We start from the raw sequence: 13,385 nt of genomic DNA, 5'->3' as shown, positions 1-13,385 counted from the left end.
TGTAGTACCTTTTACCGATTCATATTCATCTTTCCTGCGGAGGTGTTCTGGGGGAAGAATTTATATATTTACAAATGGACATGAGAGAGCTCTGTGCTGCTTTTTTTGTCCATTTATTATATTTGAGAATAAGAAAGGTTAATACGATGTTTTGTAAGGATAATTTTATTATGACCGCGCGTATCAAGGCTAAATCCGGTTGCGTGGATGAATTACGGGCCAGACTTGAAAAGAGTGTGGGCGGATGTGCGGGACAGGAAGGGTTGCTTATATACTATCTTCACCAGGATAAGGACGATCCTGCTTTGTTCATGGTTTACGGTCATTTTTCATCCGAGGCATCTTATCGTATGCATATGGATAGTGAACTGCTTCGTAAAACTTACGATGATATCGTCGGATTAGTCGAAAGTTTACCGGAAGTTAAATTTTGGACAATGCTTGAAAAAACAGGAGTATAAAAAATGAAGAAATCCATTAAACCCAACACACTTGCCATGCCTACTCCGGTCTGGTGCGTCGGCAGTTACGATAAAGATGACAAACCTAATGTTATGACTATTGCATGGGGAGGCATCTGCTGTTCTGTCCCCCCCATGATTACCGTTTCCCTGCGCAAAGCTACTTATACTTATGGCTCCATTATGGAACGGGGAGCTTATACCGTTTCAATACCTTCCGCCGAATATGTTACCGAGGCCGACTTTTTTGGCATTGCCACGGGTAAAAATTCCGATAAATTTGCGGTCACCGGATTGACCCCGGTACGCTCCGATGTTGTTGATGCTCCTTATGTTGAAGAATTTCCGCTTGTATTTGAATGCAAGGTTGTCGAAACATTTGAGCTGGGACTGCATACGCAGTTTGTGGGTGAGATCCTTGGCATCAAGGCGGATGAGAGTGTTCTCAATGAAAAAGGTATGCCTGTAATGGATAAGGTGAATCCATTTGTTTTTACCCCGGCCACCCGTGAGTATGTAGGAATGGGTAAGACTGTAGGGCAGGGATTTAAAGTCGGTAAGAAATTTATGAAGTAATTGATGATTAAGTGTTTAATCTTTTTATACATTTTTCGTAATGGCTGAGATAACAGGTTGCTGGGTGAAAGGTGTCTGTTTTAAAAATGACATGGGCATAGCTGTGGTTGATACGCGGACAATTCTTTTCTCAGCGATGAAATCTACGGATGCCGTTCATGCTGCCATATAAATATTATCTGTAAAAATGTGGAGTGGATATGAAGAATTTTATTGTAGATAAAGACTTATGCGTACAGTGCGGTTTATGCGCTCAGGATTGTTTTTTCGGCCTTATTGAACTTGATACCTATCCAAGAATTAAAGATGAGCAGAAGTGTTTTGAATGTCAGCATTGTCTGGCGGTCTGTCCTGCCGGGGCCATTTCCATTCTCGGCAACAGTCCTGAAGACTGCACACCTCTTAAGGGCAATATGCCGGGCGAAGATGAGGTCGCGACTCTTATAAAGGGACGCCGTTCTGTGCGGTCTTATGACCCGGAACCGCTGGAGCCGGAAAGAATTCAGAAACTGCTTGATGTCGCGTGGCATGCGCCTACCGGTGTTAATTCGCGATGCGTACATATCACCCTTATGGATGATCCTGAGTCCATTAAAAAATTCAGTAAAGAAGTTCATTCCCGTCTTGATTCTGCTATTGATAAAGGCGTCTCTGACTTTCCGTATCTTGTTGATCTCTTTAAAATGATTAGTAAAAGGATGAAAGAGGAAGGGGTGGATATACTGTTTCGCGATGCGCCCCATTTGATTATAGTCTCCGCCCCGCAAAGTGTACCCAGCCGGATAGGGGATATGACGATTTTTCTTTCCTATTTTGAGCTGATGGCCCACTCCATGAAAATCGGTACTCTCTGGAATGGCCTGCTTAAACGGGTGGTAGAGTCCATCTTCCCGGATATGAAAGCAAAGCTGGGCATTCCTGAAGGTCACGATCTGGGGTATGCCATGCTTTTCGGCACTCCTGCAGTTAAGTACCCGCGCACTGTAGAACGCGGTAGCGCTCGTGTAAGGCGGGTTGAGTGGGAATAATCTGCTAAGGTCAAACGAAGTTAGGAAGCCCGGTATTTCATAATGAAATGCCGGGCTGTTTTGTTTGTCTCATCAATATGTAATGACTCAGCAAGTTGCCCCCTGAAGCCGCATCAACGGCTTCAGGGGGCAACTTTTTAAATGACTGGTTTCTTTGTTAGTTCTGGCCTGCAAAAATGCAAGGCTTTGTGGAATTGTTATTGCTCCATGGATATTCACAGGTGTTCGAGTTTTTGCCGGGTACTGTGGTCTGGTCAGTGAAGCTGCAAACTCTTTTGGGGTCCTGCTGGCAGTACCAATTGGCTCCAGCCAGATAAGTTGGGATGGGATTTGTCGGTGTTGTGCGTCCTTTGGTTTTGTTATCAGGATCAGTGTAAATGGTTGTTCCATATATATAGGCCGCTTCGGGGGTATCCGACATCCTTTGTTTGAGCAGGTAGGAAATAGCGACTTCGCCGGTTCTGTCTTCTCCTGCACTGCAGTGGAAATATAGCACATAAGGAATTCTATGTTTTTTGTTCATGATGGAGCTGATTTGGGTTATCAGTCCATCTAAATTACTCTTTGATGCGCCCCCGGCTTGTTTGGTCAACATCTGCCACCAGATGAAACGGCCTTTTATGTCGTTGCCGGAAAGTTTGGCAAAGGTAGTATTGGAAGGAAAATACTGATGTTTTGCAAGAGCGGTGCTGTTCCCTTTAAAAGGTGCATATTCCGCGTTAAGCTGTGGGCCTTCCCCTGTGTCGTCGATCAGGCTGATGTCCACAAGAATGAACTTGTCCGGCAGTGATCTGTTCAGCTGGGATTTGGCCCTTGATTGCAGGGTCGCCAGCAGTCCTTTTTGGTCAAATACCCATTTGCCGTTCTTTTGCAATACAGGTCTGGGACCCCGGAAGAGGAAATTATAATTTTTGTAATCCAGAAGGTAGGCATGTCCATAGCCTGCAACTCCCGTGTTGCCACCACAAGGGCAGCCTGAGTTGAGCATGGAATAGCCATCGCTGTTTGTTTGAGAGGGGGTGGTTAGGTATTTGCATCCAGTGCAGTTTGCCGAGGTGGAAGTTGAAGAGCAGCCCTGCGCGTACTCCCAGCCGCTGCCGTCTTCTTTAATTTTAATCATGCATGGAAAGGGTTCATCTTTAAAAGAGAGATCAACTGTGTTTACTCTCCAAGTCGTACCCGCAGGTAAGTATACATATTCTGTTTTTGGTGCTGTGACAGTATATTGGGGTCCGTAAGTGCCATTTTCAACTTTGTTGAATGCTGTTCGCATGTTGTCAGTAAATGTTTTATTCATCGACGGTATTGTGCATTGGCAATTATAGGCAGGTGCAACAAATATTTGTGCACATTTCTGGTTTTTAGGGCAAGGCTCCGTAATTGAACTGTTGCTTTTTGCAGTAGTATCTTTCTCTGCTGCATGTGATAAATTTGAAAACGAGAAAACTAGAATAAAAATAATTAGAATGTGTGCCGCTAAATGTGGTGATAAATAAATACTCTGTTTTTTTTGCATTAAGGCTCTCTCCTTCGATAGATTGGTGCTAACTTAAGCGTAAAAAAGTGATTACAACTATAAATGCTATAACTGTTTCTGTGTGTCAAGTGGGATAATTTATTTTTTGTGTTGCTTTGTAGTTATTCACCTGAATTGAATTTTATAAATGTATATTTCGAGGGGAGCACACAAATGGAGCTGGATATCCAGTATGAAGTGCTGCCCCCCCCCAAGTTAGTGCCTTCCAAAAGTAGAATTTTCTTGTGGTGAAAGTGTTTGGATATACTCGACTGGAGTCATGTCTCCGAAACTTTACTATGCCGATGGTACTCGCCCGGACCATCCTGGTTGATTGCCACTCCCTCTTATACTTTACGCAGTAGCCTATTACATATTGGCAGCAAAACTTCGCACGGCTTGCGATATTTTGGTGGGCATAATGACAGCAGATTGGGTCAAAATGAAAAGCCGTCCTGAATTGAAGGACGGTTTTTCATTGGTTAGATTGTTGTTTTTTGATCCAAGGCAAGCTTCATCTGCACTTATCCCGGGAGTTTTTTTCCGGAGTTTCTGTCCTCGGACCTTGTCAATCTTTTTGAAGTCCGACTTTTTCATACATTAGAGCATAGTTTGCGTGGCTTATGTCTTTAAAAATTTAAATTATTTTAAGGAAGTAGCGTATGAAAAAAGTACAATTAGTTCGTGTCGAAAATGGGGAGGAGGCTACATTGGGCGTGCTACTTGTAGATGGTAAGGCTGTTTGCTGGACTCTTGAGGAACCATGGAGAAATAACATGATGAAAGTTTCATGTATTCCTGCAGGTCTTTATCCGTTGGAATTAGAGTACTCACCATCCAAGGGGCGTAATTTGTGGACAATCAAGGATGTTCCGGGGAGATTATATGTTCGTATCCATATCGGTAATACTGTGGACGATACTGAAGGATGTCCTCTGACCGGAAGTAAACCCGGATATTTAAAGGGTAAACGTGCTGTGCTTGGCAGTAAGACCGGGTTTAAACAATTTATGGCAGCTATGTCCGGTAGTCATCAGGGGGAGATTGACATTCGGACCACATTTGAACTATATGAACATGATAATCATTTTCAGTAAATTTTTAGCTGTTCCAAATTGGAGAAACATATGCTTGACGGAGTAAACAGGTTCGGAACCACATCGGATATGGTAATTCAGGAAGTGGATCTCAATGGAGAGAAGAAACTTCTCGCAATTGACAGTAAGGGCTTATACCTCACTGAGCAAAGCAGAGTGGATAAAAAACAGGCGGATGTTAACCGTTATGGCGTGGATCGACAGGGGATATGGGATTTGCTTGAGGAAAACGGTTTTGCAACAGTTGATATTTTTGAAGAAAATAAACATCGGATCAAAACTGTAACCGCAGGTAAATCCAAGATGATCAACCCGCTTAAGGCATCAAAACGAGCCATGAAATAATTAAATGCCTCCTGATCTATTTTTCGTTCAGGAGGCACTCAATTTGTATACCTAGTCTTCTTTGATAGTAAATTTCCAAGCACATACCCACTCTTCCGGGTGTTCGTCAGGGGGGCATCCGATGCACTCACAATGCAGTCTGGGGTCAATTTCCCGGGCGAATCCGGTATATTCGGTTATTCCGCCGGATTTGCAGGGGTAATCCTGCAGCCCCTTACGTTTACGGGCCGACTGGACCCTGCAATCAGTCATCCAGAAAATTATTGAATTATCGGTTTCTTCTATGAATTCCCAGCGGTTGAGATGGGCATACATGCGTACCTTTAAAGCTGCTTTCAAGGCCGATATGCCACCGAGTTCAGGCAGTTCCAGAACGGCTTTGGCCCGGCGGGCCTCAAGAGGTGAAAAACGGGACCAGCAGGTATCGTTTACCCGTTTTGCTGTATTTATGTCGGCCTGACCTTCGATGGCCTGAAACCAGACCCCATCAGCAGCCAGCCATGCCGAGCGCAGAGCCATACCCAGTTTGTCCATGGTTTCCTGATCCGTTTTCTTAAGCAGATCTTGCGGACGGATGCCCAGTGCCCGTCCCAATTTACCGGAAAGGATAGTAAAAAATCGATCCCCGGCTTCTTTTTCGGCATCCAGTGCTGCCTCAAGACCCAGTTGGTGGACACTCTCGGCCAGCCAGAGTCCATAATGAGCTACAAGCTGGCGGATGATTTCGGTTATGTCATCCGGGGTAGTATGGCGATGGTCATTCATGGGGAGACTCCGGTGAAATTAGTAGGTACGTTTTTTTAACCCGAGAATTTCCTGAATCTTCGGCTGTGATAAATTGTCTTTAGTTATCAGGTAGACGCCAGTTTTGGTGTTTGCGGGTATTTTTTGACCTCGGGCAGCCATTGCAGCCTGAGTGACAGCAATTCTTCCGATTTCAAAAGGGTCCTGCGCGACACCTGCGGAAATAGTATCATTCTCGATTTGAGTGATCATATTCGGATCAGGATTGAAGGCAACAAAATTCAACCCTTTAAGCTTATCAAGCTTTTGGAGGGTTTCAATCAGAACCTCACTGCTGCTTTCATTAAATCCCACTACGGCATTTATTTTTTGTTTTTTTCTCGGGCCGGAACTACCATACATGGCTACGCGGATCTTTGAAGCTCCCTTTTCATAGGACTTGCCGACGTAGATAGATTTAGCAATTTTCAATTTTGAATCAGTTTTATCCAGTTGATCCTTAAATCCTTTAACCCGGTCGTTTACAGGAAGGTTGCCTTGAGTGAATAATCCAAGCACCACTGAACCTGAATTATTCAATTTCTTTTGCAGATATTCTGCAGCAAGCGCACCTCCCTTGAAATTGTCGGAATGCACGTATCCGGTCTTGATGCTGCGGGATATCTTTGAGACCATCTGGATGACGGGTATGCCTGAGTCTATCACCTCTTCTAATGGTTCCGCCATCCTCAGGACATGCACAGGGGATATCACAATCGCATCGACCTGATGCTGCATGCACCATTTAAGTTTTTTCTTTTGTTCTTTGAAGCTTCCGTATCCTGCAGGATTAACCCAGAGAATCTTGATTTTCCCATCATCAGTGGCAGCCTTTATCGCTCCTTTTTTCAGCAGATGCCAGAAATCCAGATCGCCCCTTTCCGGAATAACTGCGATGGACAGTGTTTCAGAATTAGGTGTATTCGCTGCGTTTGCCGGATATGAAATACACAGAACGGCTGATAATAATAGAAATATTATCGAGATTTTAATTTTTTTCTTGCAGTTGAACAGGGGCATCCGGTCTCCTTTGCAGTATTTCAAATTTTTGATGATTACCGGAACTATAGCCCTAAGTAGTTTTTCATTCAAGACTTGTCGGAGCGATGCGTGTTGATAAAGTTTTCCACTTTTGATCCTTCTACGGGACGTGAAAACATGAATCCCTGTACTGCGTCGCAAGACATATCCTGAAGCATGTTCAATTGACTTGATTCTTCAACGCCTTCTGCAACAACATCCAGTCCGAGGCTTTTGGCCATGGCTATAATTGTTCTGACTATTTCCTTGTTTGACGGGTCCTGATTCTCGCCGGAGATGAACGAGCGGTCTATTTTGAGTCCGTTAATGGGGAAACGCTGCAGGTAGCTTAATGATGAGTAGCCTGTTCCGAAATCATCTATGACCAGTTGAACTCCCATCTCACGCAGAGTTGTCAGCTTGGACATGGTTTCGGAAGGGTTCTGCATCAGGCAGCTTTCAGTCAATTCCAGCTTGAGATTGGCCGGTGGAAGGCCTGTCTGTTCCAGAGTGCTTTTGACAAATTGAGTGAAATTGGGCTGCCCGAATTGTTTGAATGACAGGTTGACGTTGACCGTCAGATCTTCAAGTCCGGTGGTTTGCAACCATTTTTTCATGCTTTTACATGCATCGCGTAATATCCACTGCCCAAGAGGCACTATCAATCCCGTCTCTTCTGCAAGCGGAATAATTTCTGCTGGAGAAACCATTCCCCGTTCTGGGCTATCCCAGCGCAGCAGGGCTTCAAATCCCCGTAACTGGCCGTTTGATGTGTTCATAATGGGCTGATAGTAAAGGGAAAGATCTTCATTTTGGATGGCTTGACGCAGGTCTTTTTCCAATTCAACTTCAGCAAGAAGTCTTGAATGCATTCTCTGGTTGAATACCTTGAATCTGGAACGACCCATTTCTTTGGCTCTGTACATGGCAATATCAGCGTCGCGCATAACCGCATCGGAATTATCATAGTCTTCATTTTTAAGCACAATACCGATACTTGCGCTGGAGGTAACTTTGCCTTCGGCCAACTCAAGAGGAAGCTGCAGTGAGTGCTGAATCCTTTTGGCGATCTTGATAACTTCCTGGTAAGAGGAGAATTCTTCGATTACTATCCCGAATTCATCACCACCGAGACGCGCGACTGTATCCACTTCCCGTATGCATGAACTGATACGGTCCGCGATGGCAATCAGAAATTCGTCCCCTGCATGGTGCCCCAGAGTATCATTAATCCATTTGAACCTGTCCATATCGAGCATCATTGCTGCGAAACGATATTGCTTGCGGCGCTTTGAGCGCTTCAATGCCCTTGAGAGGCGTTCGGCAAAAAGGACCCTGTTCGGCAGTCCGGTCAGGGAGTCGTGGAATGCCTGATGAGCTAACTGGTCTTCAAAGGCTTTGCGTTGGGTAATGTCTGTGTAAATATAATATATCCCGCTGAGTTCATCCTCAACATGGATGGGGTAGCCGATGACTGATATGGGAATCAGTCTGCCGTCCTTGTGTCGACGTACTGTCTCCCTGTCAACAAGGCGTCCGGTCATGACTGATTCACTGAACTGCTTGGCTTCAGCCTGCAGGTTCTCCGGGACGACGACACTTCGGTTGTAAGCTCCGAGGACTTCTTCACGGGCAAATCCGAAGAGTTGCTCGAATCCTTTATTTACATTCTGAATAATACCTTTTGTATTCACCTGCACAATTGCCTGCGGCGAGCTTTCGAATAGCTGTTGAAAGTAGGCCTGCTGTGTGCGTATTTTGTACTCAGCATCCTTGCGCTCGCTGATATCTCTTATGATAGCAATATAGAAAGGCATGCCTTTAGCAGGCGTTATAACAGCTTCAACCGGGAATTTGTTACCCCCAACACTGTTGCCGCTCAGTTCAACCGATCGGGAACAAAACAAAGTCTCCGTAGGAATTCCTTCAGCATTTACGAGGTCAGTGAATTGTAATCCCTCAAGTACACCGCCCCCGGGAAGCGCAAACATCTCTCTTGCCCGCGGGTTGGCTTGAAGCAGTTTCAACGAATCTCGGGAAAAAGTCAGGATGCCGTCTGTGGCGGAATTAATTATTGCTTCGGTTTTGGATACGTTTTCTTCAAGTGCGGACATGACCTGATTGTAACAGGTGGCGATCCTACCGACTTCGGTGAAAGGTTCTACCGGAATTCTCAGGGATAGGTCTTTGGTCAGGGCCTGCTGTTCCATGGTCTGGAAAAGGTCCAGCAGGTCTGTATGCGCACCGTGTTCGGAAATGTTAAGCCCGACTTCCTCTTCCTCGGGAGTGACCCGTAGCGGTAGGAAACGGTTGATTATAGTCAGTAATATGTACGGAAGTAGAAAGGCTACGGCGAAAGCGGCGAAGACTCCGGTTAACTGGATGATAAACTGGTCATACATTCCCAGCCCTGTCCCGATGAGCTTGGGATCGCCAAAGAAAGCGACCGCCAGTGTTCCCCATATTCCACAGCCTAGGTGTACCGGGACCGCTCCAACTGCGTCATCGATTTTTGCTTTTTCAAGCATCTTTTCCAGCCATATGCAGAGAGGGCCGGCCAGTCCGCCTATGACCACAGCATCAGCAGCAGAAACAACATGGCAGTTGGCGGTAATGGCAACCAGACCGCCAAGTGAACCGTTTATAAGATTGTTGACCTTGGGAATCCGGGTGTCAAACCAGCCTAGAAGGGTGCATGTTGCGCCCCCGGCTACTCCTGCCAGAGTTGTGTTTGCGATGATCAGTGGAACCGATGCATCCAGAGTCAAAGTGGATCCGCCATTGAAACCGAACCAGCCAAACCAGAGCAGCAGGGTTCCGAGAACGGACATGGGCAGGTTTGAAGGATTCATTTCCCTAACCTTGCCGTCCTCTGTGAATCTTCCGCTGCGTGGACCTACGACCAACAGTGCGGCCAAAGCTACCCAGCCGCCTACGGAATGGACAACGGTGGAACCTGCAAAATCGATGAAGCCACGGGAACCCAGCCATCCCAGCAACTCCCCGTTTTCAAGGCCGTTCCATGCCCAGTTGCCGAAAAGCGGGTAGACCAGGACTGAAAGTATCTCTGCAACAATAAGATAAGCCCCGAAAGACATACGCTCGGCTATTGCTCCGGAAAAAATGGTTGTAGCCGTACCGCAGAACATGGTCTGAAAAATGAAGAATGATGTGAGGTAAGCCGAAGAATCAATGGAAGGGATGAAAGAATCGGTACCTATTATACCCGCATATTCAGCTCCAAACATCAATCCATAACCAACTGCCCAGAAACTTAAGGCGGAAAAAACAAAGTCCGCCAGATTTTTAGCAGCCACGTTGATGGAATTTTTGGATCTTGTCAGTCCGGATTCAAGGCACATGAAGCCTGGTTGCATCAAAAAAACAAGTGCTGCGCAAATCAAAATCCACAACACATCAACTAGCGAGTTTTCCATAATTCGATCCTTAGGCAGGGCAAAGGCTTGTTTGCAAAAAAGACATTATATTATCTTATAGCAGTTGGTTTTGAAAGAGATTTTCTCTTTTTGTATAAAATCAGACAATCGGATTGATGTCAAAAAGATTTTTTATGAGGTTTTTGTAGTTAAGTTGCTGACAACGTCTTTTGTAGTGCGTTTTCTGTATGGTGTAGTTGTGGATCCTGAAGGTGTTTTCCGGACTAGCAAATATGCGTAACGAACCTTATCCATAAGAAGCTATAATTGCTTTAGATACTAAAAGCACGTAAGCTACAAGTGAGTAGGTTTATATGGAGACGATTGGTGATGTTTTTATAATAAATACAGGAGAGAGTAGTCTCTATGAGATCTCTATGTTTATATATTTGTTTAACATTTATTTTGCTGATGTGCATGGTTTTGTCTGCTGCAGCACAGAGCGAAGGTTTCAAGCATGTGCTGATCCTTCATTCCTATCACCCCGGCATGGCTTGGGTAGATAACTTGGATAAGGGGATTCGTGAAGAATTACTGCGGCCTCCTTATGATGATACAATTATCCATACCGAATATATGGATACTAAACGTCATCAAAGCCAAAAATATTATGACAAGTTATTGCATATCTATAAGGAGAAATACCGCAATATAAATCTGAATTTGGTTATAGCGACAGATAACAATGCCTTTGATCTGCTTTTGAAGCATAAAAACGATCTATTTAAAAATGTGCCGGTTGTTTTTGGCGGGGTTAATAATTTTTCCGACAAGAGTATTGAAAACAGAGATGATTTCACTGGTGTTGCCGAAATAGTGTCCTTGCGTGAAACTATTGAAATAATATTTAAACATTTTCCGGATACGAAAGAAATCTTCGTGATTAATGACTATCTTCCTTCGGGACGGGCCTGGGCCGAAAGTATTTTGCGTGCTCAAAAACCTTTTGAAGATAAAGCCCGTTTCGTACACAACGAGAATCTTTCCATGGAAGAATTGAAAGGCAAAATCAATTCTCTTAAACCCGGAACCGTAGTGCTTTTCGGAGCATACTACACAGATCGGAATGGTCAGTATTTAGCATCTGAAAAAATAGGGAACTGGCTTACTGAAAACTCATCCATGCCTGTTTACTGCCTTGCCCGCAGGTATCTCTGGGATAACGTTATCGGAGGCAAGATTCTTGATTCCGGTCGAAAACATGGTCGCGTAATCGGGGAGTTGGCGCGGCGTGTTTTAGGTGGAGAAAGCCCTAAAAATATTCCGGTAGTAAAATCTGTGAACAATACTTACATCTTCAATTGGCTTGGTATGGAAAAATACGGTGTTTCTCGCGAAGACATCCCCAAAGATAGTGTAATTATTAATCAACCTCATTATTTTTATAGAAAATATCAGTCTTTTATATGGATATCTGTTGCTATAATTTCGTTGCTTTCCTTGTTGGTGTTCATGCTTTTCGTCGCATTTATTAAATTGCGCCGTACCAGAGAGGAGTTAAGTTATTCGGAACGTAAATACAGATCCATTTTTGATAATGCTATCGAAGGAATCTTCCAAACAACCTTTGATGGCGAGATTTTAACCGCTAATCCGGCTTGTGCGGCGTTATTCGGTTATGATTCAATAGATGAATTAACAACCGCTTTAAAGGGAACTACAAATAATATTTACATTGACCCTGATGAACGAAAAAGGCTTCTCAGCATAATCTGGCAAGACGGTAAAGTTTCAGGTGAAGTCCGTATATACCATAAAGATGGGCATAAATTATGGCTAAATGTTAATGCCCGGCAAGTAGTTGATCATGACGGGAAGTCCGTCATAGAAGGATCGGTTGTTGACATTACTGAGCGTAAAAAAGCTGAAGCAGAGCTGAACCGTATGCGAAAATATCTAGCCAATGTTCTTGATTCCATGCCTTCGATTCTGGTGGGTGTGGATCAGGATGTGCGTGTAACCATGCTGAATAGTACCGGTAAAGAATGCTCAGGCGCATCCCTGGATGATGCGCAGGGTAAAATTTTGACTGAGTTATTCCCTTGGCTGGATCCTTTTGTGGATATGATCAAGGAAAGCAGTAATGAGCAGGTTCCCCGACGCGCTTGCAGGGTTCTTCGTCATCAAGCAGGGAAAGCCCGGTACGAAACTATTACAGCGTTTCCGTTGGACCCAGACATATCCAAAGAAGTCATTGTTCGCATAGATAATGAATCCAGAAGCGTGCAGATGGAACAAATGATGGTCCAATCGGAAAAAATGATGTCCATTGGCGGACTGGCAGCTGGTATGGCCCACGAAATTAATAATCCGTTGGCTGTTGTTATGGGGTCAGCCCAAAACATCAGCAACCGGATTTCCAAAGATCTTGATACAAACCGAATCTTAGCTGAAGAATGCGGCACAACCATCGAAGTTATAAATGAATATCTGGATAAGCGTGGAATCTTGAGGATGCTCAACAATATGACAGATGGAAGCGAGAGAGCGGCCAATATTGTCGGTAATATGCTTACATTCAGTAGGAAGAGCGAACCCTCAGGGGCAGGGCTGTTCAAGGTAACATGCCTGCTGGATGAGGCTGTCGGGCTAGCCACTAATTTTTATGATATGCAGCGTCAGTTTGATTTCCGCAGAGTTAAAGTGTCACGTCAATATTCAACGAACCTTCCTGATATTAAATGTGATGGTAACGAGATGCAGCAGGTCTTTCTCAATTTGTTGAAAAATGGAGCTGAAGCCATGACCGAGAAGGATTATGGGGATCAGGTTCCGAAATTTATTCTTCGGGCATATTTAAAAGAAAACTATGTTGTAACCGAAATAGAAGATAATGGCCCCGGAATGCCGGAGCATATCCGTCGTCGAATACTGGAACCTTTCTTCACCACCAAGCCCGTTGGTCAGGGGACTGGACTTGGCCTGTCTGTTTCCTACTTTATAGTTACTGATTTGTATAAAGGCAGTATGGAAGTTCAGTCTGAAGAAGGTGAATGGACTCGGTTCATAATCAAGATCCCCAGAGCGGATTCGTAATATTGTAGTGTAAGTATTAGGCTGTTGAATTATTTATACAAATGCCGACGCGTTGATTCCTGCTCAGAAGATATTATGCGGATTAC

Annotated in this window: 10 protein-coding genes; 6 read left to right on the top strand and 4 right to left on the bottom strand. The window is 44.5% G+C overall.

The genetic code is table 11. From position 1 onward, the window contains the following. Positions 1-170 precede the first annotated feature (170 nt). From ACKU41_RS02530 to ACKU41_RS02520, 3 genes are all read left to right on the top strand, one after another. Entirely contained in the window at positions 171-461 is a 291-nt protein-coding gene (locus tag ACKU41_RS02530; RefSeq protein ID WP_319779633.1) for an antibiotic biosynthesis monooxygenase, read from the top strand. A 3-nt stretch (positions 462-464) separates the two neighbouring features. Then, a complete protein-coding gene (locus ACKU41_RS02525; protein ID WP_319779632.1) occupies positions 465-1,037 on the top strand; it encodes a flavin reductase family protein in 573 nt (190 codons plus the stop codon). A 200-nt stretch (positions 1,038-1,237) separates the two neighbouring features. Continuing rightward, positions 1,238-2,065: a nitroreductase family protein gene (locus ACKU41_RS02520; protein ID WP_321403934.1), complete on the top strand. Its 828-nt coding sequence runs from the start codon at positions 1,238-1,240 to the stop codon at positions 2,063-2,065. Positions 2,066-2,222: 157 nt separating this feature from the next. Here the strand turns inward: ACKU41_RS02520 and ACKU41_RS02515 are convergent, their stop codons facing one another. Beyond that, positions 2,223-3,185 (bottom strand): hypothetical protein, encoded by a 963-nt coding sequence (locus tag ACKU41_RS02515; RefSeq protein ID WP_321403933.1) that lies wholly within the window; start codon positions 3,183-3,185, stop codon positions 2,223-2,225. Between the two features lie 1,058 nt (positions 3,186-4,243). Between ACKU41_RS02515 and ACKU41_RS02510 the strand changes: the two genes are divergently transcribed. Together ACKU41_RS02510 and ACKU41_RS02505 are read left to right on the top strand one after the other, a co-directional pair. Next, entirely contained in the window at positions 4,244-4,678 is a 435-nt protein-coding gene (locus ACKU41_RS02510) for a DUF5675 family protein (RefSeq protein WP_321403931.1), read from the top strand. Positions 4,679-4,708: 30 nt separating this feature from the next. After that, positions 4,709-5,023, top strand: a complete 315-nt coding sequence (locus tag ACKU41_RS02505) for a hypothetical protein (RefSeq protein ID WP_319779628.1) — start codon at positions 4,709-4,711, stop codon at positions 5,021-5,023. Positions 5,024-5,074: 51 nt separating this feature from the next. On the opposite strand, the gene ACKU41_RS02500 is transcribed toward ACKU41_RS02505, so the two are convergent. The 3 genes from ACKU41_RS02500 to amt all read right to left on the bottom strand — a co-directional run bounded on the left by ACKU41_RS02500 (position 5,075) and on the right by amt (position 10,263). Continuing rightward, positions 5,075-5,788, bottom strand: a complete 714-nt coding sequence (locus tag ACKU41_RS02500) for a DUF6125 family protein (protein WP_321403929.1) — start codon at positions 5,786-5,788, stop codon at positions 5,075-5,077. An 18-nt stretch (positions 5,789-5,806) separates the two neighbouring features. Then, entirely contained in the window at positions 5,807-6,826 is a 1,020-nt protein-coding gene (locus tag ACKU41_RS02495) for a substrate-binding domain-containing protein (protein WP_321403928.1), read from the bottom strand. 68 nt (positions 6,827-6,894) lie between these two features. Next, positions 6,895-10,263, bottom strand: coding sequence for an ammonium transporter (amt, locus tag ACKU41_RS02490; protein WP_321403927.1), 3,369 nt, complete (start codon positions 10,261-10,263; stop codon positions 6,895-6,897). A gap of 366 nt (positions 10,264-10,629) precedes the next feature. Here amt and ACKU41_RS02485 point away from each other — a divergent pair, with 366 nt between their 5' ends. Then, positions 10,630-13,299, top strand: coding sequence for an ABC transporter substrate binding protein (locus ACKU41_RS02485; RefSeq protein WP_321403925.1), 2,670 nt, complete (start codon positions 10,630-10,632; stop codon positions 13,297-13,299). Positions 13,300-13,385: the final 86 nt, after the last annotated feature.

The organism is Maridesulfovibrio sp., from assembly GCF_963678865.1.
GTDB lineage: Bacteria > Desulfobacterota > Desulfovibrionia > Desulfovibrionales > Desulfovibrionaceae > Maridesulfovibrio.
The sequence above is the reverse complement of the archived record's forward strand: the minus strand, read 5'-3'. Positions and strand labels throughout refer to the sequence as shown.

What these genes read in the sequence shown, in the direction of transcription:
- ACKU41_RS02530 (WP_319779633.1), top strand. Translation starts at nt 171, where the DNA reads ATGACCGCGCGTATCAAGGCTAAATCCGGTTGCGTGGATGAATTACGG.
- ACKU41_RS02525 (WP_319779632.1), top strand. Translation starts at nt 465, where the DNA reads ATGAAGAAATCCATTAAACCCAACACACTTGCCATGCCTACTCCGGTC.
- ACKU41_RS02520 (WP_321403934.1), top strand. Translation starts at nt 1,238, where the DNA reads ATGAAGAATTTTATTGTAGATAAAGACTTATGCGTACAGTGCGGTTTA.
- ACKU41_RS02515 (WP_321403933.1), bottom strand. Translation starts at nt 3,185, where the DNA reads ATGATTAAAATTAAAGAAGACGGCAGCGGCTGGGAGTACGCGCAGGGC.
- ACKU41_RS02510 (WP_321403931.1), top strand. Translation starts at nt 4,244, where the DNA reads ATGAAAAAAGTACAATTAGTTCGTGTCGAAAATGGGGAGGAGGCTACA.
- ACKU41_RS02505 (WP_319779628.1), top strand. Translation starts at nt 4,709, where the DNA reads ATGCTTGACGGAGTAAACAGGTTCGGAACCACATCGGATATGGTAATT.
- ACKU41_RS02500 (WP_321403929.1), bottom strand. Translation starts at nt 5,788, where the DNA reads ATGAATGACCATCGCCATACTACCCCGGATGACATAACCGAAATCATC.
- ACKU41_RS02495 (WP_321403928.1), bottom strand. Translation starts at nt 6,826, where the DNA reads ATGCCCCTGTTCAACTGCAAGAAAAAAATTAAAATCTCGATAATATTT.
- amt (WP_321403927.1), bottom strand. Translation starts at nt 10,263, where the DNA reads ATGGAAAACTCGCTAGTTGATGTGTTGTGGATTTTGATTTGCGCAGCA.
- ACKU41_RS02485 (WP_321403925.1), top strand. Translation starts at nt 10,630, where the DNA reads ATGAGATCTCTATGTTTATATATTTGTTTAACATTTATTTTGCTGATG.